Raw genomic sequence first — 21,788 nt, 5'->3', positions numbered from 1 at the left:
CCGCAGATCGATCGGGATCAGCCTTCGCCTAGCTCGCGCATGACGGCGTACAACGCGGATTTGGCTTCGAAGCCCACCCCTGGAATATCCGGCAGACCGACATAACCGTTCTCCACCTTGATGCCGTCGGCGAAGCCGCCGAAAGGCTGGAACACGTCGGGGTACGATTCGTTGCCGCCCAGGTGCAGGCCGGCGGCGATGTTCAGGGACATCTGGTGGCCACCGTGCGGAACCACGCGGCGCGACGACCAGCCCATTTCTTCCATCACTTTCAGGGTGCGCATGTACTCCACGAGCCCATAGGACAGCGCGCAGTCGAACTGGAGGAAGTCGCGATCGGGGCGCATGCCGCCGTGACGCAGCAAGTTACGAGCGTCCTGGTGGGAAAACAGGTTTTCCCCGGTGGCCATAGGCAGTTCGTAGTGATTGGCAAGCTCGGCCTGCAGTGCGTAGTCGAGCGGGTCGCCGACTTCCTCGTACCAGAACAGGTTGTACTTCTTGATGGCTTCGGCGTAAGCGATACCGGTCTGCAGATCGAAACGGCCGTTGGCATCGACTGCCAGGCGACGACCGTCGCCAACGACTTCAAGTACCGCTTCGATGCGACGGATATCTTCGTCCAGTGGCACCGCACCGATTTTCATTTTGACAACGTCGTAGCCGCGATCCAGGTAGCTCTGCATTTCCGCTTTGAGTTTGCTCTGGTCCTTGCCTGGGTAGTAATAGCCGCCTGCTGCGTAGACCCAGACCTTGTCATCCGCCACGCCGTTACGGTAACGATCAGCCAGCAGACGGTAGAGCGGTTTGCCTTCGATCTTGGCGACGGCATCCCATACCGCCATGTCGATGGTGCCCACCGCGACCGAGCGCTCGCCGTGACCGCCAGGCTTTTCGTTGGTCATCAGGGCTTTCCAGATGGCAAACGGATCGAGGTTGTTGTTCTCATGGTCGATGAGCGTTTCTGGATCAGCTTCGGTGATGCGCGCCAGAAAACGATCACGCATCAGAGCGCCTTGACCATAACGACCGTTGGAGTTGAAACCGTAGCCGATGACCGGTTTTCCATCGCGAATCACATCCGTGATAACCGCGACGACCGAGCAGGTCATTTTGGAAAAATCGATATACGCGTTGGCAATCGGGGAGGCAATGGAAACGGTTTTTTCACGGATGTCGACGATACGCATAACGGGTTCCTCTTGTTGTTTGTGGCCCCACGTTATGCTTTGCGATGACACCCGCCCAATGCTATTAATGCCGCGCCCTATGCACAGGAGGCATTGCCCTTGGAACTCGTTTGGCTTGAGGATTTTTCAGCGCTCGCGGAATACGGCAGCTTTGTTCGTGCCGCTGAAGCGCGCCATGTGACGCAGCCTGCCTTCAGTCGCAGAGTCCGTTCGCTGGAGACTTGGATGGGCGTCGAACTGTTCGTCCGCACCCCGCAGGGAGCGACGTTGACCGAGGCTGGAAGGCAGATTTTGCCTAGCGCCCAAGAGGCGGCCAGGCGTTTGTACCGGATGCGCTCCGAGGCACAGGAAGTGGCTGGCATGGCTGCAAAAACACTGCAATTTGCAGCCACTCATTCCTTGTCTTTCACCTTCTTCCCGCGCTGGTTGAGAAGTGCCGAAAATGGCGCACCGATAGAAGCGGTACGTCTGCATTCAGACAGCATGGCGGTGTGCGAGCAGATGCTGATTCAAGGCCAGGTGCAATTTCTCCTGTGTCATCGCCACCCGGATGTACCGCCGCTGCTCGCCCCGGATCAGTTCATTGGAAAGAAGATCGGCGAGGATGTGCTGGTGCCACTGGCGAGCCCCTCTGCCCATTTCGGCACCTCTCCTGAAACACTGCCTTATCTGGCTTACACCCACGAGTCGGGCCTTGGCCGAATCGTTGCTCATCGACTCCACGGCAAAGAAGATTATCTTCATCTCAAGCCGCTTTTCAGCAGCCATCTGGCTGCGGTTCTCATGTCGATGGCGTTGGAGAGCAAGGGGGTCGCCTGGTTACCCAAGAGTCTGACCGAACAGGAGATGACTGACGGACGTCTGGTTCGGGCGCTGGACGAAAGCTGGGATATCCCTCTGGAAATCCACCTGACGCGTCCGACGGCACCCATCAGCCCGTCAGCGGAAGAGTTCTGGGCTCGCGTGGACGGTTAGCAGGATGGCGCCTGGAGTCAGGCGCCGTGCCGTTTCATATCCGCTGTGGAACGACCTAAGGGATCAAGCGCATCTCGCGCAGTTTATCGAACACATCGAAAAATGCCTGATCGCTCGCCTGATAGGCAGTGAAACCCATTGCACGGCTTTTCGACATGTCCGTGACCACTTCGATGGGCCGACCAAGGTCTGCATCGGTGTGCCATGGCGATATCAGTCGACCAATGTCAGATTCCTTCAAACCGTGTTCGGCAACTATTTGCGTCCACACGGTTTGGTCGTCGGCCATCTGCTTCTCAAGCGGTGAGAGGGAAGCGGGATAGTCGGCTGCAGGCACGTCGAAGTAGTCGGCAATTCGGCTCCACATCCATTTCCAGCGAAACACATCGCCATTCGTGACATTGAATGCCTGGTTGGCCGCCGCCGGCGTGGTAGCCGCCCATAGTTGTTGTTTCGCCAACTGCCGGGCGTCCGTCATGTCGGTGAGGCTGTCCCACTGCACACGTGAGCCGGGAAATACAAAGGGGCGATTAGTGTGTTTGCAAATCGAGGCATAGACGGCGAGGGTGGTTGCCATGTTCATCGCGTTGCCAACGGCAACTCCGGTGACGGTATGCGGGCGGTGAACGCTCCAGGTAAAACCGTCCTTTTCGGCGGCGGCGAACAGTTCGTCTTCCTGGGCGTAATAGAAATTCTCGACGTCCAGACGACCCTGCTCTTCGCGAAACGGTGTTTGCGGCAGGCTGCCTTTTCCATACGCTTCGAAGGGGCCGAGATAGTGTTTGAGGCCGGTAACCAGCGCTACGTGCTCAACGCTCTTGGCGGGTCGAATGGCGGCGAGGACGTTGCGTACCATGGCGGCATTGACGCGAATGTTCTCGGCTTCCGTGGCTTGCCGTGACCATGTGGTGATGAACACGTGAGTGGGTTTCAACCCCGCGAGTGCACGTTCCAGCGAAGCCGGATCTTGAAGATCAGCCGCGACCGGGATCACGCCTTGAGCTTGCGAGGGGTGGCGCGACAGCGCGGCGACCTGCCACTGGTTGTCGATGAGTAACTGCGTGATGGCGCTGCCGACGATACCGCTGGCGCCCACGACCAAAGCTGTCTGAGTCATAGGTTTCTCCTGTATTCAGGTTTCGGAGTACGCCTGCCCGACAGAGGTTCAACCTGAAAATCCGTTAGAGTGTTCACTCATCCCCGTTGAAGCCCGTGAAAATGAATCGTCCGCTGTTTGTCGCGCTGGATGGCCCCAAAGGCGTCGGCAAAACCTCGCTGTTGGAGGCCATCACCGAAGTCCTGAGGGCCGACAACCAGAAAGTCATCCGGCTGTGCGAGAAGAAAAGCGATCCGTTCCGGGGCGAGACCATGCACTTGGTGAACCGGCTCGCCCGCCAGCCTGACCGGGATTTGGAGCTGCAAGTTTGCCAGCGTCTGGCTGACAGCCGCCGCTGGATTTCCCGGCACGTGCTGACGAAACAACCCACCGACAGCATCATCCTGATCGATCGCTGGTACCCGTCCGAGGCCGCGTTTCGCCGCACAGTCCCGTTCGCCGAAATCTTGCAGTTGAATCTCGATCGCGGCGTCCAGGTGCCAGACCTGCATGTCGGCGTGGTCACAGCGGCAGAGATTTCCTGGGCGAGGGCGGCTGCACGACGGCGCGGTTTGAGCAGTACTGTGCTTCGAGGGCTGGAGGAACATGTCGCTTGTACTCTGGCGTTTGAGCGAGCGGTTGCTGAACAGGGTTGGTTTTTATGCCGGAATGAGGGAACGATCGAGGAGGCGACGAGGCGGGTGGTTGGTGAGATTAATCGGGTGATGAGCGGTCTCGGTATCAGTCCGCCAGGCTGAGTGGCGCGGATTTGGTTGAAAAACTTGCGTGCCGTCCGCTCTCGCTCCACGCAACTGTATTCGTACACGTCATTGGTATATTCGCGTCGGCTTTCAGCCTTGTTTGACAAGTTTGCTTTTGTTCGCGAACAGTTCGATAAAATATCCGAAGTGCGCAAGAAGTTGCGCAGTTGGCCATAATATTACGGCATGTAATCGGCCTGCAGGCTTGGTTTCATAAGGGCTGTAGCCAAGTGCGCAACTTTTTGCACAGTACTGCGCAAAAAGTTGCGCACTTTTTCTTCAAAACCTTTAGTGCTGTGTTCCAGAAGTTGGAAAAATTCGCGCAAGTCGTTAATTCATAAGGGCGGCCTGATACATGGCACATTTCTTGATGGCTCATCGCCACGCTGGCGGGCAATGGTGCCTGTCAGTTGTGTCGTTTGAGCAAGGAGAGCGTCCCCATGGCAACACCAGCGTACATGTCGGTTACCGGCGAAAAACAAGGCCTGATCACTGCAGGCGCATTCACCGCTGACTCCGTAGGCAACACCTACCAGGAAGGCCACGAAGACCAGGTCATGGTTCAGGCTTTCACCCACGACGTGATCATCCCGCGTGACCCGCAATCCGGTCAGCCAACCGGTCAGCGCGTTCACAAGCCAGTTGTGATCACCAAGGTCTACGACAAGGCTTCGCCACTGCTGCAAGCAGCACTGACTTCCGGCGAGCGCATGAGCGAAATCGTTATCCAGTGGTACCGCACTTCGGCGCAAGGCACCCAAGAGCACTACTACACCACCAAACTGGAAGACGCGATCATCGTCGCCATCAACAACAAAATGCACAACTGCCAGGATCCAGGCAACGCGCACTTCACCCACCTGGAAGAAGTGCAGTTCACCTACCGCAAAATCACCTGGACCCACGAAGTGTCCGGTACTTCGGGTTCCGATGACTGGCGTGCTCCAGTCGTTTAACGACGACTGATGTTGTATTCACCCCGATCAGCATCGCTGGTCAGGGTGTTTGACCTAAAGAATTCTGGCGTGCATCAGTTTTGTTGACTGATACACGACGCAGCATTGCGCGAGGAACAAGGGATGTTCTCACCGGCCAATCAGCCTCATTTCAATCTGACCATCGATGGCATCGACAGCGATTTCCAAGTGCTGTCCTTCACCGGTCGTGAGGCACTCAACACACCCTTTGAATTTGAACTGGAGCTGGTCAGCGAAAAGGCCTCCATCAACCTCGAGAGCGTGCTGCACAAACTCGCGTTTCTCCAGCTATCGCCGACCGGCACCGGCATCCACGGGCTGGTCTACAGCATTGCGCAAGGCGAAGCGGGCAAGCGACTGACACGCTACACGATCTCTCTGCGTCCGCAACTCGCCTATCTGGCGCATCGGGTCAATCAGCGCATCTTCCAGCAGAAGACGGTGCAACAGATCATCAGCAAGGTGCTGGAAGAGCACGGCATCCTGGCCAGCGATTACCATTTCCAGCTCAGTGCGATCTATCCCGAACGCATTTATTGCGTGCAGTACGATGAGTCCGACTTGCACTTCATTCAGCGCCTGTGTGAAGAGGAGGGGATTCACTACCACTTCCAGCACACCTCCAGCGGTCATCAGCTGACCTTCGGCGACGACCAAACTGTTTTCCCCAAGCTGGCGCCGGTGGCCTATCAGCAAGACTCCGGGTTGGTCGCCGACAAACCAGTGGTCAAGCGTTTTGGCCTGAGGTTAGCGACTCGCACCAGTCGCACCACGCGCCGCGATTACGACTTCGTCAAACCGAAGATCGAACTGGAAAGCGACGCCAAGAGTTCCGCTCAGCCTGACCTTGAGGATTACGATTATCCCGGCCGCTTTGTCGACCGCGATCGTGGCAAGCACTTGGCCAATCGCGCATTGGAGCGCCATCGCAGCGACTATCGTCTGGCCGATGGCAGCAGCAATCAACCGATACTGGTCAGTGGTCATTTTCTCGCCCTGACCGACCACGCCAACCCGACGTGGAATGACCTGTGGCTGCTCACCGAAATTTTCCACGAAGGCAAACAACCGCAGGTGCTGGAAGAGTCGGTGACCAGCGACACCACCGATAACAAAGATGACTTTCATCAAGGCTATCGCAACCGCTTCACGGCTACCCCATGGGATGTTCCTTACCGTCCGCCGCTTGATCATCCGAAACCCAAAGTGCTCGGCACGCAAAGCGCTGTGGTGTGCGGCCCGGAAGGCGAAGAGATCTACTGCGACCAGTACGGCCGAGTGAAGGTGCAGTTTTTCTGGGACCGTGAAGGTCAGCATGACGACATGACCAGTTGCTGGATGCGCGTAGCGTCCAGTTGGGCAGCGGAAACGTTCGGCTCGATCAATATTCCGCGGGTCGGTATGGAAGTGTTGATCACCTTTCTCGAAGGTGATCCGGACCAGCCGCTGATCACCGGTTGCTTATACCACGGTGCCAATCTGCCGCCTTACAAACTGCCTGATTTCAAGACGCTTGCTACGGTCAAGAGCAAGGAATACAAGGGCAGTCGTGCCAACGAATTGCGCATCGACGACACCACCAGCGAGATCAGTATCGCGCTGCGCAGTGACCACGGTGCGAGTGCGATCAACCTCGGGTATCTGACCCATCCTCGCCCTAGCGGTGGACAGCCGCGCGGTGAAGGTTTTGAGCTGCGCACCGACCGTCATGGTGCTGTGCGTGCCGGTGCTGGTCTGCTGATCACCACTGAGCCTCGTCCGAACGAATCCAAGCATCACAAGGATCTTCCGGAGACTGCCGAACGTCTTGCCACGGCCAGCGACCAACAGGATGGCTTCGCCGTGCAGGCCAAAGAGCTCCAGGCACAAGAGGCCGGCGATCAGGACGATGTGGCCAAGGCGCTGCATGCCCAACATCAAGGCGTGCTCGGTTCAGGACCGGCGAACCTCACGGCGAACGAATTTCCCGAATTCACCGAGCCGCATCTGGTGCTCGCCAGTCCGGCCGGCATCGCCTTGACCACGCCGCGTTCCAGCCACATCGCTACCGGCGAACACCTGGCATTGAGCAGTACCGGGCACACCAGTCTGTCGATCGGCAAACGCCTGCTGGCCAGTGCCAGCCGCGGCATGCGTCTGTTCGTGCAGAGCATGGGGTGGCGCCTGGTTGCAGCGTCCGGCGACATCGACGTGCGCGCGCTCAAGGACAGCATCAACCTGCTGGCCAAGCTCAATATCACCGCCAATGCCGACCGCATCACCATCACCGCGAAAACCGAACTGGTGATTCAGGGCGGCGGCAGCGCGACGACCTACAACGCCGGCGGCATCACCCACGCCACCAGCGGTCCGTACACCGCGCACGCGGCGAACTTCGCATACACCGGGGCGAAAAGTCTCGCCGGGGTATTCCCGGAACCGCCGAAACCTGGCAAGGGCAATCTTGAGTTGTTCAACCAGTACGCCGGACGCCAAGGCATCAAGGAAGGTGATTACGAAGTCATCGATGCGTTGGGCAAAAGCATCAAGGGCAAACTTGACGGTAAGGGCTTTGCCAGCGTTTCTGGTGCTGCACCGGGACCGGCGCGCGTGCTGTTCGGCAAGGATCCGGCCGATACCTGGAGCGAAGGCAGCTATATCGGCAAACCGGAGTGGCCATTGAATCCGCCGGGGGCGGACGAAGCTCCAAGCCAGGTGCAAGCAATGGTTGCTCAAGTGCTGCCGAGCAAAAGTTGGGATGTGTTGGAAAAGGGCAAGGATATGGCTCAAACAGGGATGAGCGCTGTTCAAACGGCACAAGGTGCGATGCAAACAGCGCAACAGGTCAAAGGCGCCGTGCAGGGCGGTGTGGCTGGCTTGCCGAAGCTTGTAAGTGCAGCGACACCGAGCGCATCGAGCATCCTTGGCGCAGCAAGCAAGGCGGGCAAGCTGCCTAGCCTTCCGGCTCCGTCCTTGCCCAAACCATCGCTTAAGACACCTGACCTGTTGAATGGGGAGGTGTTCTCATGACTGAAGCCGCCGTTGTTAAAAAGCGCGAGCCGCAGGTAGCGGTCGTTCCGCTCAATACGCTGGATGTACAGGACGTAGGTCGTGGTGCTGCTCGGTTTGATGCCTGGTTGCGATCCATCAGCGGCGACGTGGTCACGCTGGATCGAATCAAAGGTGTCGCCGGGTCGCTGCCAGTGGTTGGCAACATCATGGCGCTGGTTGACGCGCTTGGTGACATCGTCACGCTTTCCAAAAGCAAGCAGCGGGAATTGCTCGATTGGGTGAGCCTGGGAATTAACCTGATCGGCGTTTTGCCTGCACCTCCGACAATGGCCGCGGCGCGCATGAGTTTGCGTCCTACCCTGTTTTTGGTGCGTCAGGAACTGCGTAACAGCGCCAAGATGCTGTTGGGCGACTCAATGATTGAGGTGCTGGTCGGGCACTTGAACGCAACAATCGTCGGCACGATCGATGACTTTGTAAAACAGGCGCAGGGCAAGCTGTCCGGCATTCTTGCCGATGCCGGGAACCTGGGGGCAAGTGCGGTAAACGAAATTGCTAAAGGGCTTGAAGCCGTCGTTAACGGCAAGCTCGACGCAAAAGGCGATGCGCGCGCAGCGGGTCAGAAAATTACTGCTGCCGGCAATCAATTGCTGAGTGATCCCAAGGCAGCCATCAGCAATATCTTCGGCGCCGCCTTCAGTGCTTACAAAGCTGTCGGCAAAGGCGTTGCCAACAGCGCCGCCAAGAACCTTCTGCCCGACCAAGCGAAAAAACTGGTGATGACACACACCGGTACCTTGAGAGCGATGGGTCCGGAGATCAAAACCCAATTAAGCAAGTTGGGTGATCCGGGGACGCGTCACTCGATCGGTTGGCTGCTGCAAATGCTCAGCGGTGCAGTAGTAACCTGGCGTAAGCGTCGAGGCCATGGACAGAGTGCTAGCGTTAAACCCAATGCCACCAGTAAGGCGCAGAACAAGGCGGGTGAGGGGCGACTCGAAGCCAGCAGCCGTCAGGCTCCTGCGAATGCCAACGCCAATGGCCAGAAAAATGGTGCATGTGCGGGTACTTGCAACAGTATCAGCTTCGCGTTGGGATCTGAGTCCCTAAGCCATACCGATTTCAACCTTCCAGGCCCATTTCCGATTGAATGGGTGCGCACCTATAGCTCCCGGTTTGATGCTTTTGACAAGGGTGAATTAGGTGCTCGGTGGGTGACTGAGTTCACCACACGATTCGACTGCAAGGGCGATGGTCTGGTTTTTTTTGGCGCTGACGGTCGCAGCATTGATTTCCCTCTGCCGAAGGTAGGCCTATTCCACTATGACGCCGTTGAAAATCTTACGCTGGTTCGCTCCGGTGAGGATCAACTGCTCGTTTGTTTCGGTTTTGAGCGCAAAGAAACCTATGTCCGTCGTGGTCGTACCTATTGGCTGACGGACGTCAAAATGCGCAGTGGTGCGGGGCTTATGCTGCACTATGAGCATCGGCACGGGGATGCCCTCGTACTATCTGACCTGATCACCTATCAAGGGGATATCACGCAGGTCCACTTGCACGTCGGAACGCTGATAGACGATCAAGGACGGTTGACCGGTCTTTGGGAGATCCGTGACGGTGCACCTGTACGGCAATTGTGTCATTACCAATACGACATCCATGGCGACTTGATCCAGGCACAGGATGAAAACGGTGCCGCCTGGAGTTATCAATATCAGCATCACCTCCTGACGCGCTACACCGATCGTACCGGCCGTGGTTTGAATCTGGAATGGGATGGCCATACGTCGCATGCGAGAGCCGTACGCGAGTGGGCTGACGACGGCAGTTTCGATACGCGTCTTGAGTGGGACGAAAACATCCGTCTGACTTATGTCACCGATGCCCATGGCAACGAGACTTGGCATTACTACGACATCAAGGGATATACCTACCGGATTCGGTATGCCGACGAACGCTCCGAGTGGTTCTTTCGTGATGATGCGAAGAATGTGATTCGTCACGTCCATACAGATGGCACCAGCGATCGTTACAGCTACGACGCGCGCGGTAATCTGCTCGAGCACATCAGTCCGGACGGTAGTGTCGCTCACTACGCTTACGATGATCTCAACCAATTGATCAAGGTAAGTGATGCAGAGGGCGGTCAATGGCTGCGTGCTTACGATGATGCCGGCAATCTGGTGGAGTCCGTCGATCCGCTTGGGAACAAGACGGAGTACGCGTACGACAAAGCAGGTCAGCTGATTGCTATCAAGGATGCAATCGGCAATGAAAAAGAGCTTGAGTACAACGCTGCTGGCCAGCTTCTGAAATATACCGATTGCTCAGGCAAGACCAGCGAGTGGGAATACGACGATCGCGGTCAAATGATCTGTTTTACCGATGCCGCGGGTCAAAATACCGAGTACCAATACAAAGGCGGACATATCGCCTTAATAACGCATCCAGATAAAACCGAAGAACGATTCAAACGTGATGCCGAAGGGCGACTGCTCGCTCATGTAGACGGCTTAGATCGATGCACCACGTGGAGCTATAACGCGGCGGGCTTGGTTGCCGAGCGGGTAGATGCTTGCGAGCAAACGATCCGATACCGTTGGGATCGGCTGGGTCGTCTGGTCGCACTCGAAAACGAAAACGAGCAGCGCACCCAGTTTCACTACGATCCCGTCGGAAGGCTGATTGAAGAAAAAGGTTTTGATGGTCTTGCTACCCGCTATCAATACGACTCTGAGAGTGGGCGCTTAGCGAGAGCCATCACTGGTGAGCGCATCATTTCGATGTCCTTTGACCCAATGGGGCGGTTGATCGAACGCCACGCGAGCTTGGGTAACACGACTCAAAGTGAATCCTTTGCCTATGACGGTAATGGCAACATGGTTTTGGCCGGAAACGATCAAAGCCGGTTGCTGTGGTTCTATGACTCGGCCGGTAATCTGATCAGAGAGCATCAGCATTATCAGGATTTGGAAAAGCCGATCGTTGCAATTTGGAGGCATGAGTACGATGCCCTCAATGAGTGTGTCGCCACGACTCGTCCTGATGGCCATCGGGTGAGTTGGTTGACCTACGGCAGTGGGCATTTACTCGCATTGAAGCTGGATGATCACGAGCTGGTCGGCTACGAACGAGATGATCTGCATCGCGAGGTGGCTCGTCATCAAGGAAATCGTCTCCGGCAGACGCAAAAGTGGGACCCGGCAGGGCGGCTGCAAGAGCAGTTGCTCGGGCGAAGTGATGACAACGCCACTTTGCTGAAGCGCGAGTATAAATACGATGCGGTCGGTCAGTTGACCGAGCTCAACGATACTCGTCGCGGACTGCTGACGTACCGTTATGATCCGGTCGGGCGATTGATCGGCGCAGCGAGCCGCCTCGGTGTCGAAAGCTTCGCTTTCGATCCTGCGAGTAACGTTCTGGACGAGAAGGTGGCAGAAGTACGCCGGCCTTTGGATCTGGCCCCATCACGTAGCCGGTTGGTAGACAACCTATTACGGGAATACGTCGGAACTCATTACGAGTACGACGATCGTGGGAATCAAACGTTGCGTTGGCACAATGGCCAACGCAGTCGTATGCAATGGGACCTGTTTGACAGGTTGGTGCACTTTGAGGATGACCGTCTCTCGGTCAAGTATGGCTACGATGCGTTAGGGCGCCGGCTGTATAAGCACTCAACGGCTCACTATACGAATCGTCCAGAGGCGGGTTCTCACTGGAATAAGAATGAGCAGGCGCGCATTCAGCGCTTGCTTGGCTGTGGCCTGACCTTGTACGGATGGGACGGAGACAACCTTTCTTGGGAAAGCAGTCCTGCCCCTGAGGATGGCGGCACCGGTCGGACTGTCCATTACGTCTATGAGCCTGGAACCTTTGTACCGGTGGCTCAAGCGCTCAGGCATTCCACGATTGATGTATTAAGTCAGCCTCAATACGCTGACGGCGACAGTCTTGATGATGATCCGCTATGGAATCACGTTCCGAAAGCGCTGCCTTTTGATGCGTTGGCTTGGTATCAGTGTGACCATTTAGGCACACCATTGGAGCTCACCGACCAGAATGGTGACGTCGCCTGGAGCGCTCAATACAAGGCGTGGGGGCAGGCGAAGGAGGAGAGATCAGCTTCAGCAGTACGCCAAGGGCTTGCCAACCCAATTCGTTTCCAAGGTCAATACCATGATCACGAAACAGGCTTGCATTACAACCGATACAGATATTACGACCCCCACGTAGGTCGCTTCATCTCAAAGGACCCGATAGGTCTACTGGGTGGCATAAACCTTCATCAATACGCACCTAATCCTACCCAGTGGGTGGACCCATTAGGGCTCGTCAAAAAACCTCCGTCCAAGCGTGCGCTAAAGGACGGTGCTGGAGCTTCTGCTAAGGATATCGCTGCGAGCAAGGTCGGCGGAGGTAGTCGGAAAGGACAAGCGGCATGCCGCAAAAAACTTATCGCTAAAAGTAAGCCGGTGGGCGTGTACAAGTGCTGGCGATGTGGCCATACCTCTACCAACCCGGATGACATGCACCTGGGGCACAAAAATGTGGCCACTTCAAACGGCGGCAACCTTGCGGATGTCAACGTAGATCTTGAGGGCGCATCGTGTAACCTGAGTGCGGGAAATAGCGGTTACGTGAAAGAAGGAATGTCCTGTGTCGAACGTGGAAGTTGTGGAGCGCCGTATGGACGATAAAGAAGTGCCTGTGCTGATTCAGGTGTTTGTATCAGATGACGATGGCCCTGTATTCGAGGAACTTCCTGCTGTTGCGATGGGGCAGGATACCTATGAGCTGTTGTCTTCACCTGGACTTGCGTTGAATTTGGCTCGAGGTGATGTCATCTCGATAAAAAACAAAAACGCTCACGCTGAAGTCCTCAAGCGCGGAGGGAATTTTTGTATTCATATCTACGCCGATTTCATTCCCGAGGACGTTATCGCGCAGCTCGAAACTGATGTCGGCAATGAGCTGGGTGGAACGCTTGATGGCGTTTTCGAAGGCAATCTGTCATTGGCGGTGCCGTCGAGCAACGGGATGGACAGCATTAATGAGTTTTTTGATCGCTTCCGCGAGAAAACCGGGCTCGAATGGTATTACTCCAATGTTTACAAGAACATTGATGATGAAGAGGATGAAACGCTGCTGAATTGGTGGCTGCAGAGCTGACTGACTCGATGCAAGCGATGCGGTGAAGCCGATCTAAGCTTGGCTGAGAAAGCTTCGACAAACACAAAAGTGTAGGCCAGATCTGCGAAGCGAAGTATGAGCACGAGGGCGCGCGACAGATCGGTAATGATCACATCGCGGTGTATCGGCCAGTCAAAAGAAATGAGAAGTTGGGGATCTGATTAATGCAAAAGGCTGAAGCTGTTTATCCAGACGAGTCGCAGAAGAAAATTTGTGACCAGTATGGAATGCCTGTGCAAGAGCCTGAAGAGATGGTCGCCCTTGCCACTGACTCGCTTGGCCAGTCACCGATTTACGGCACGAGAGTTCAATTGCCGGAAGGCGGCAGTATCACTTGGTTCATCCATTGTGGTGAGTACTCGACAGCGGATGAGTTCTACAAGCCGGTTCACGTTCACCACCTCAGTGAAATGTTGCCAGAGGTTGTGAATTATCTCTGCCTGCCCACCGGAGCAAAATTCATCATCGATAATGCCGGTTATGAAGATGTCTGGCTGGAGGCGTAGAAAAAGGTGTGGCCGGATCACGACCGGCTTCAAGCTTGATGTATCCAGTGAGCTAATTTGGACAGCCAGATATCTGGTCAAAGGAGTGACACCATGAAAGATGTAATCCGCTTGGGCGACTCCACCACGCACGGTGGCAAGGTGCTCGAAGCCTTCTCTCGAACCGACCTCAACGGCAAGCCCATTGCCGGTGTCGGCCACAAGGTCAGTTGCCCGCTCTGCAAAGGGGTTTTCCCCATTGCTGAGGGCAGCAGCACCTACACCGTTGATGGCACGCCCATCGCTCTGGACGGTATGAAAACTGCCTGTGGGGCCGCGCTCATTGCGAGCGGTCCTAAAGGCGCAGTGATCAGCTGATCGACCTGACGACATCCTAGTTTCATTGCTAGCGAGCGGCGACGTGCAGTCGAAATCTCTCAATGGCGATGAGCCTCATGACATCCCTGAATTTCCGAGCCTGCTGGCTGGTAAGACGCTTCCATGACGACCAATACCGCTGTTGCAACCAAACGTGAACCACAAGTCGCCATTGTTCCGCTGAATCTGATCATGGTGGAAGACGTGGGTCGCAGTGCGGCTCAATTCGATGCCTGGTTGCGAGAGATCAGTGGCGATCTGGTGACATTGGAGCGCATCAAGACGGTCGCCGGCGCGCTCCCTGTTGTCGGCAACATCATGGCGCTGGTCGATGCGCTGAATGATGTTGTGACACTCTCCAACAGCCCACGACAAGATCCTCTTAACTGGGTCAGTCTCGGGATCAACCTGATTGGTGTCTTGCCGATGCCGCCGAATATGGCGGCCGCGCGGATGAGCTTGCGACCGACATTGTTCCTTGTCCGTCAGGAGGTCGCCAAGGTCGGCAAGCTGGTGTTGGGCGATGCGTTGATCAACGTCGTGGTTGGCCATCTGAACGCTGACATTGTTGGTGTGATCGATGATTTCGTTAAGCAGGCACAAGCCAAGCTCAAGGAGCTGCTCAATGATGCAGGAGAGCTTGGCGAAAAGATCCTCAATGAAATTGCTGTTGGGTTAGAGCGCGTCGTAAACGGACAGCTTGATGCCAAAGGCAATTTAAAAGAAGCCGGGGAGATGGCAAGCGCTGCCAGCGATCAACTGCTACATGATCCTTTGAGCGCTATAAGCAATATCTTCGGCGCCGCGGCGAACGTTTACAAAGCAGCGGGCAAAGGCGTTGCCAACAGTGCGGCCGAGCATCTGTTGCCGGAGCAAGCAAAGAAAAAAGTTCTGATTCATACGAAATCACTGCGCGCCATGGGACCTGAGCTGCGCACGCAGTTGAACAAGTTGAGCGATCCAGCCGTTCAAAGCTCCATCGGCGCGCTGCTGGTGGTGCTGGCCAGCGCCGTTGCAGCCTGGCGTATGCGCAATGCGCACGGGCAGGGCGGTAACGTCAAACCGGGCATGACCAGTCAATCCCGACGCGTTGCCAGCGACGGTAAGGTCGAAGTCAGCCGTGCTGAGTCGAAGCCGAAGACGCGCCCGAATGACGAGAAAAATGAAGTATGTCCGGCGACCTGCAAGCGCATCAGCTTTGCCATGGGTACAGAGACGTTTGATCACTCGGATTTCAGCTTGCCCGGCGCTTTCCCCATTGATTGGACCCGCACGTATTGCTCGGACTTGAGCGCCTATGATTCGGGCATCTTGGGCGCGCGCTGGATCACCCCGTTCACGACTCGCATCGATGAGCAGGACGATGGTCTGGTGTTCCACGATGCAGACGGCCGAAGCCATAGCTATCCGTTACCTAAGATCGGCCAGTTTCATTACGACGCGATTGAAAACATCACCTTGCTGCATGTCAGCGAGGGACAGTTGCTGCTATGCCGGGGTTTCGAGCGCAAGGAAACCTACGGCCGTCATGGGCAAAGTTACATGCTTGTGGGTGTTGTACTGCGCAGTGGTGCCGGAGTCATGCTGCACCATGAGCATCGACACGGTGAGGCCCCCGTGTTGTCCGACCTGATTACCTATCAGGAAAATGACATCACCAAGGTACATCGTCATCTCGGTACGTTGATTGATGGTCATGGCCGGTTAACCGGCCTTTGGGAGATCCGTGAGGGGGCGCCACAGCGTCAGATGTGTGCCTATGAATATGATGCGCACGGCGACCTGGTGCTCGCCCAGGATGAGAATGGGGCAGCTTGGTCGTATCAGTACGAGCATCACCTGATTCACGCGCTACACGGACCGGACCGGGCGCGGGATGAACTTGCAATGGCAGGGTACGGGCGCCGATGCCAAGGCGGTGCGCGAGTGGGCCGATGACGGCAGTTTCGACACCCGTCTGGAATGGGATGAGAACATTCGTCTGACGTACGTCACGGATGCTCACGGCAACGAAACATGGCACTACTACGACAGCCTGGGCTACACGTATCGCATTCGTCACGCCGACGGCTTGTCGGAGTGGTTGTTCCGTGATGACGCCAAAAACGTCGTCCGGCATGTGCATCCGGATGGGTCCACTGATCGCTATAGCTACGACGAACGTGGCAATCGGCTTGAGCATATTCGCGCCGACAATAGTGTGGTGCACTTCGCCTATGACGATCACGATCAACTGATCAAAATAATGGACGCAGAAGGCGGGCTGTGGCTGCGCGCCTATGACGCCGCCGGTAACCTGGTTGAAACGGTCGATCCGCTCGGCAACAAGACTGAATACGCCTACGACAAAAAAGGTCTGCCGATTGCCATCAAGGATGCCAACGGCAACGAGAAGACCCTCGAATACAACGACGCGGGTCAATTACTTAAGTATGTGGATTGCTCAGGCAAGACCAGTGCATGGGAGTATGACGATCGCGGCTTGATGACCTGCGCAACGGACGCAGCAGGGCAGAGCACCGAATACGAATACAAGGCTGGGCAGGTAGCGCTTATCCGGCATCCGGATAAAACAGAGGAGCGTTTTGAGCGCGATGCTGAGGGTAGGCTTCTGGCCCATGTCGACGGATTGGATCGCTGCACGACCTGGAGCTACACGGCAGCTGGTTTTGTCGAAGAACGCGTGGACGCTGCCGAACAGACGCTGCGGTATCGGTGGGATCGTTTGGGACGTTTGCAGGCGCTGGAGAACCAGAATGAACGCTCGGCGCAATTTCTCTACGACCCAGTAGGACGCTTGTTGACCGAAACAGGCTTTGACGGACGTCTGACTCGCTACCAGTACGACATCGCTTCTGGACGCCTATCTAAGGTTGCGACCGGTGACCGCATTGTGACGGTAGCGTACGACGAGATGGGTCGTGTAACGGAGCGTCTTGCTTCGCTTGGCGATCAGTCTCAGGCGGAGCGTTACGCCTATGACGGCAGGGGCAACATGATCCTTGCCAGTAACGCAGACAGCCGAGTGCAGTGGTTCCATGACCTGGCCGGCAATATGGTGCGCGAGCATCAGCATTATCTCGGTTTGGACAAACCACTGGTTGCTGTCTGGCAGCACGAGTACGACGTGCTCAACCAACGTGTGGCCACGATCCGTCCTGATGGGCATCGGGTCAGTTGGTTGACCTACGGCAGCGGTCATCTTTTGGCATTGCGCCTGAACGAGCATGAGCTACTTGGCTATGAGCGCGACGACCTGCATCGCGAGGTGGCTCGGCATCAAGGCAATCGTCTTGTGCAGACGCAGAAGTGGGACCCGGCCGGGCGCCTGCAAGAGCAACTGTTGAGCCGTAGTGATGACAAGTCGGTTTTACTTAAGCGTGAGTACGCCTACGACGCCGCAGGGCAACTGAACGAAATCAACGATACGCGCCGTGGCCAGTTGTCCTATCGCTATGATCCGGTGAGCCGGTTGTTGAGCGCAGTGAGTCGTTTGGGTGTCGAAACCTTCGACTTTGATCCGGCGGGTAACCTGCTTGATGAGAAAGCGGCCGAGAGCCGGCGGCCTTTGGAGTTGACTCCCCCGCGCAGCAAGTTGGTCGATAACCTGCTGCGCGAGTATGCAGGGACTCACTACGAATACGATGAGCGTGGTAACCAGATCAAGCGTTGGCGCGACGGTGCTTACAGTCAGATGCGTTGGGATCTGTTCGATCGGCTGGTGCATTTCGAGGACTCAAGGCTTTCGGTGGAGTTTGCCTACGACGCCCTTGGTCGGCGTTTATCGAAGAATTCAAAGGTTCACTACAAGCAGCGGCCGGCGGCAGGCTCTCTGTGGAATAGCGCTGAGCACGCTCGTTTGCAGCGAGAGCATGGCTGTGGCTTTACGTTGTACGGTTGGGATGGCGATAACCTGGCTTGGGAAAGTCGTGCTGCTCAGCAGGATAGGGAGGCGGGGCGCACCATCCATTACGTGTTTGAGCCCGGAACGTTCATTCCTGTCGCTCAGGCAATGACGAATCATTCCATTAATCTGATGGGATTGCCTGACTACGACGAGGATTACAGCTTAGAGGACGATCCGCTCTGGAATCGTTCCGTAGTATCGCCTCCTATCGATGTATTGACCTGGTATCAATGCGACCACTTGGGCACGCCTCAGGAGTTGACCGATCAGAACGGTGATGTGGTGTGGAGTGCTCAGTACAAGGCTTGGGGCGAGATACGGGAGGATCGGTCGCAATGGGCGAAGCAGCAGGGTATTGCTAACCCTATCCGATTCCAGGGGCAGTACCATGATCATGAGACGGGGCTGCATTACAATCGCTATCGCTACTATGATCCGATGGTTGGACGGTTTATTAGTCAGGACCCGATCAGCTACGCGGGTGGCCTTAACCTGTATTTCTACGGAGATAACCCCGTAGTGCTCATCGATCCATTAGGACTCGCTGGGCATAAAGTCGGAGCTAATACTGCTGGCCAAGACGTTTTGGCGAGAGGCGTTCATGTCAACGTCAACGGAGCCGGCTTACCTCCTGCTGGGGGCCATATCGCCTTGAAACCGAATGCGGAGGGAACGCACGTGGTACTTGAACCTGCGGACAAGGCAACGCGAGCGATGCCAAACTCCCAATGGGGTAAGGCATGTGAATGCGTCTCTAGATACCTGGACAAACCAAGCAACGTGGATCGTCTTACCAAAGCCGCACAGGCTGGCGTCGACGCAAATCCAAACTCTGCACGTGTACCCGAACTGAAACAGATCGGTTCCATTCTTGGCGGCCATCACGCCGCAGGAACGAACCCATTAGGACGAAAATAGTACATGATCTCAACTGATTTATTCGAATTAATCAAACTGTTCATTGATGGTAAGGGAAGGCTCGAGCCAGAAGTTTTCGGGCTAGGCGACTTTTCTGAAAGTGAGTTGCTAAATGCTAACTTTGAACTCATCGGTGAGTCAGAAGGCTTCCATTTTTTTGAGAAGGCTTTTGAGGTTCTCTATTCCAATCGCAAAATAACGATTCTACTTAAACAGTATTTTTTCGGGTGTGAGAGTTTAGGGGCGGGGCTTTCCATCGCAGGCGGAGCTAGATTGGTAGCGCTTCTAAAAAAACTTATTTTTGCAAATCCTGCAGTTAAGAAATCAATAGATGTCTATCTTTCTGAGGATAAAACGGAAGGGGCGCTGATCCTGTTCCAGAAATTTGTTATCAGATTTGATCAATGGTCCAAGCGTAGTTCTTATACGGTTTCAACCATTGAAGCTGAGTTTGACAACGAGCGATTCGGCGACATAGCGAAGAAAGCTGTTTTTAACACATATGAACGGCTCTCTACCGACTCGATTTCTGGTGCTAATCTATTGGCATATTCGAACGCTTTAAGGCGGCTGATTCGGACAATCTCAGCGCGTGGTTAAAAAATTAAGGCAACACGAGTGCAACGGAATAAAAGAGTGAGTGATCAAACAGGAATTGACGAGATTGAGAGTCTGGCAGCGGATTTGCTTATCGCTGACGTATCGATTAATCAACTGGTACGTTGCTATGCGCGTTTTCTGCGCCAACTGATCGAAGGCGGTGCACTAAGCGGAATTTCCTCTGAAAAACTTGAGATGATGGCGTTCTATCTTGATAAAGCCTTGATGTCGGGATTGCTTGAGTCTGATGAAGAGCAAAGGAAGCGTTTTTTTTTAGCTCTCTGGCCAATCGAGAGGAATTACCGTGACTCGGATCCTGTATTTGCGAATTTTGTTCGTTGTGTAATCTGTTGTTTTGGTAATGAGGAAGATTGGATGCGAGACGATACGGGAGATGACACACCTTTGTGGTATTTCTTTTTCTATATAAAAAATGTCTGCCCCGACTTAAAAAATAATTTTTTACAATATTTTAAGGGTGCCTTAAACAAGGTTGGAAGGCCTGGTTAGTGTTTGGCTCAGGGGTCGAGTAATGCGAATTCGACACCAGTGCGAAGAAAAAGGGGAGGTGACCTACTCCTAGAAAACAAAAGCTGGACGATCACGGAAGGAGCATCCATTAAATGAAGTTGGATAGGATTTACAGCAAGATAATAAGTAAAGAGCTGTATGATATGGCTGTATTCTTTGAGAGCTAAACTTCTACGCCATAACCTTTACCTATTTCGACAGCCTAGTGGAGTTGTGAGCCGAGTTATGGCAATACAAAGCCATGGAGCCCGGAGGAGCGTTCAGAGCTCACAAGCAAAGAAAAAGATTGCCTTCGCGAACAAGGATTCAATCTATGAAAAAGCTTGCCAAATTTACAGTTCACGGCACTGCTGTGAACAGTGACCAAGAAATAAAATTGGATGAAGTATCTATCTTGGCTGACCCGGAAACTTCGAGGGAAATCGGTAGATTCTTAATCAGGGCATCAGAAGAAATGTCAGATAACGGGTTGGAGCACATGCATCTTCAAGATGTTATCGATGATTTCGATTATGAAAACAATGTCGATTTTACTGCGTTGAACGGCAACGTTGTGAAAATCGTTTAGTGACCCAGTGCTACCTTTCTGCAAGCCAATGAACAAAAGCGGCCCCCATTCCAGCCCTCCCGAAACGTCGGACCGCCCGGAGGGAGAGGGGGCCGACCGAGATGTCTTTCGTCATGCATCGACCTGACTAACCGTGTCGATGATGGATTCAATGCGCCACATTCAGGCCGCCGCAACCCTCGAATACCCCCGAATCAGTCCCCTCTCCTGGGGGAGAGGGCTAGGGTGAGGGGCTGTCCGTGCGTGACAACAATGTCTCCAGCCTGGCCAACGGCGGCGCATCCTGACTGCGGTCTAACACCTGAATCCCGACCTTGAGCAGCCGTCCTTTTTCTGCGGTCGCGATCACCTGCTCGCAGCGCAACAACAACCGCCCCTGATCACACTCAACCGCTTTCATGCCAGTCGGCAACCGCCCCTCCAATCGCAATTCCGCCATCCGGCTCTGCGCCGCCACCAGCGCAATCGACCGATCCCGCAGCAGCCCGTTGCTCTGCGTCATCAACCCCGCCACGCGCACGGCCGCGGACATTGCCACGGCGATGATTGCCAGCGCCACCAGCACTTCAATCAGGGTGAATCCGCTTTCTCGGGAGCGCGCAGGCATAAAAGGCCCAAAAGCAAAAAACAGCCCTCGACGCTAACCCGCGTCCTTGACGGCTTGACGACGAAAACTCCCGAGGATTTTCAACATCCCTGACATATCTTCTTGCAACACTGCGCGTCGAATCGAACCAAGCCAAGGATTGTCGAGATGGATATCGCACCTTTCACTTCGCGCAAACAACCGCTGCGCACGCCGCGTGGTCAGCAGGGTTTTACCCTGATCGAGATCATGGTCGTGGTGGTCATTCTGGGCATTCTCGCGGCGATGGTGGTGCCCAAGGTGCTCGACCGGCCGGATCAGGCGCGGGCGACGGCGGCGAAGCAGGACATTGGCGGCTTGATGCAGGCGTTGAAGTTGTATCGCCTCGATCACGGCACGTACCCGAGCATGAGTCAGGGGCTGAAAGTGTTGGTGGAGCGGCCGGCGGATGCGAAGAACAGCAACTGGCGTTCGTACCTGGAGCGTTTGCCGAACGATCCGTGGGGCCGTCCTTATCAATACCTCAACCCCGGCGCCAACGGCGAGATCGACATCTTTTCCCTCGGTGCCGACGGTCAGCCCGACGGCGACGGCGTGAATGCCGATATCGGTTCCTGGCAGTTGTAAGGCCGGTC

15 protein-coding genes and 1 pseudogene are annotated in these 21,788 nt (G+C 55.4%); 13 read left to right on the top strand and 3 right to left on the bottom strand.

Annotated elements, in window-relative coordinates:
- Window positions 1-17 precede the first annotated feature (17 nt).
- Window positions 18-1,187 (bottom strand): mandelate racemase/muconate lactonizing enzyme family protein, encoded by a 1,170-nt coding sequence (locus V6F91_RS18910; RefSeq protein WP_332767045.1) that lies wholly within the window; start codon window positions 1,185-1,187, stop codon window positions 18-20.
- 99 nt (window positions 1,188-1,286) lie between these two features.
- Here V6F91_RS18910 and V6F91_RS18905 point away from each other — a divergent pair, with 99 nt between their 5' ends.
- Window positions 1,287-2,162, top strand: coding sequence for a LysR family transcriptional regulator (locus V6F91_RS18905; RefSeq protein ID WP_332767043.1), 876 nt, complete (start codon window positions 1,287-1,289; stop codon window positions 2,160-2,162).
- Window positions 2,163-2,217: 55 nt separating this feature from the next.
- Here the strand turns inward: V6F91_RS18905 and V6F91_RS18900 are convergent, their stop codons facing one another.
- Window positions 2,218-3,279 carry an SDR family oxidoreductase gene (locus V6F91_RS18900; protein WP_332767041.1) on the bottom strand — a complete coding sequence of 354 codons (1,062 nt, stop codon included), beginning with the start codon at window positions 3,277-3,279 and terminating at the stop codon, window positions 2,218-2,220.
- A gap of 101 nt (window positions 3,280-3,380) precedes the next feature.
- On the opposite strand from V6F91_RS18900, the gene V6F91_RS18895 reads away from it, so the two are divergent.
- The 11 genes and pseudogenes from V6F91_RS18895 (at window position 3,381) to V6F91_RS18840 (ending at window position 20,567) form a co-directional block, all read left to right on the top strand.
- Window positions 3,381-4,016 carry a dTMP kinase gene (locus V6F91_RS18895; RefSeq protein WP_332767039.1) on the top strand — a complete coding sequence of 212 codons (636 nt, stop codon included), beginning with the start codon at window positions 3,381-3,383 and terminating at the stop codon, window positions 4,014-4,016.
- A gap of 443 nt (window positions 4,017-4,459) precedes the next feature.
- The gene (locus V6F91_RS18890) at window positions 4,460-4,975 is read left to right on the top strand and encodes an Hcp family type VI secretion system effector (protein WP_007949952.1); all 516 of its coding nucleotides are present in this window, start codon (window positions 4,460-4,462) and stop codon (window positions 4,973-4,975) included.
- A 123-nt stretch (window positions 4,976-5,098) separates the two neighbouring features.
- The gene (locus V6F91_RS18885) at window positions 5,099-8,005 is read left to right on the top strand and encodes a type VI secretion system tip protein VgrG (RefSeq protein WP_332767037.1); all 2,907 of its coding nucleotides are present in this window, start codon (window positions 5,099-5,101) and stop codon (window positions 8,003-8,005) included.
- Window positions 8,002-12,687: an RHS repeat-associated core domain-containing protein gene (locus V6F91_RS18880; RefSeq protein ID WP_332767035.1), complete on the top strand. Its 4,686-nt coding sequence runs from the start codon at window positions 8,002-8,004 to the stop codon at window positions 12,685-12,687. The genes V6F91_RS18885 and V6F91_RS18880 overlap by 4 nt, the downstream gene beginning before the upstream one ends.
- A complete protein-coding gene (locus V6F91_RS18875; protein ID WP_203417915.1) occupies window positions 12,677-13,159 on the top strand; it encodes a DUF4265 domain-containing protein in 483 nt (160 codons plus the stop codon). The genes V6F91_RS18880 and V6F91_RS18875 overlap by 11 nt, the downstream gene beginning before the upstream one ends.
- Window positions 13,160-13,344: 185 nt before the next feature.
- Window positions 13,345-13,686 carry an immunity protein Imm33 domain-containing protein gene (locus V6F91_RS18870; RefSeq protein WP_203417916.1) on the top strand — a complete coding sequence of 114 codons (342 nt, stop codon included), beginning with the start codon at window positions 13,345-13,347 and terminating at the stop codon, window positions 13,684-13,686.
- Window positions 13,687-13,779: 93 nt separating this feature from the next.
- The gene (locus tag V6F91_RS18865) at window positions 13,780-14,043 is read left to right on the top strand and encodes a PAAR domain-containing protein (protein ID WP_130902052.1); all 264 of its coding nucleotides are present in this window, start codon (window positions 13,780-13,782) and stop codon (window positions 14,041-14,043) included.
- A 123-nt stretch (window positions 14,044-14,166) separates the two neighbouring features.
- Window positions 14,167-18,868: pseudogene (locus tag V6F91_RS27530) on the top strand (RHS repeat-associated core domain-containing protein).
- Between the two features lie 3 nt (window positions 18,869-18,871).
- The gene (locus tag V6F91_RS18850; protein WP_332767023.1) at window positions 18,872-19,468 is read left to right on the top strand and encodes a hypothetical protein; all 597 of its coding nucleotides are present in this window, start codon (window positions 18,872-18,874) and stop codon (window positions 19,466-19,468) included.
- A gap of 36 nt (window positions 19,469-19,504) precedes the next feature.
- Window positions 19,505-19,978: a hypothetical protein gene (locus V6F91_RS18845; protein WP_332767021.1), complete on the top strand. Its 474-nt coding sequence runs from the start codon at window positions 19,505-19,507 to the stop codon at window positions 19,976-19,978.
- Between the two features lie 334 nt (window positions 19,979-20,312).
- On the top strand, window positions 20,313-20,567 hold the full coding sequence (locus V6F91_RS18840; RefSeq protein ID WP_332767019.1) for an Imm32 family immunity protein: 255 nt from the start codon (window positions 20,313-20,315) through the stop codon (window positions 20,565-20,567).
- Window positions 20,568-20,787: 220 nt separating this feature from the next.
- Here the strand turns inward: V6F91_RS18840 and gspI are convergent, their stop codons facing one another.
- A complete protein-coding gene (gene gspI / locus V6F91_RS18835; protein WP_332767017.1) occupies window positions 20,788-21,174 on the bottom strand; it encodes a type II secretion system minor pseudopilin GspI in 387 nt (128 codons plus the stop codon).
- 147 nt (window positions 21,175-21,321) lie between these two features.
- Between gspI and gspG the strand changes: the two genes are divergently transcribed.
- Window positions 21,322-21,780, top strand: a complete 459-nt coding sequence (gene gspG / locus V6F91_RS18830; RefSeq protein ID WP_332767015.1) for a type II secretion system major pseudopilin GspG — start codon at window positions 21,322-21,324, stop codon at window positions 21,778-21,780.
- Window positions 21,781-21,788 lie beyond the last annotated feature (8 nt).

The organism is Pseudomonas koreensis, from assembly GCF_036668835.1.
Classification (GTDB): domain Bacteria; phylum Pseudomonadota; class Gammaproteobacteria; order Pseudomonadales; family Pseudomonadaceae; genus Aquipseudomonas; species Aquipseudomonas koreensis_I.
Note: the sequence above shows the minus strand (reverse complement) of the source record. Positions and strands in the feature narration are given on the sequence as shown.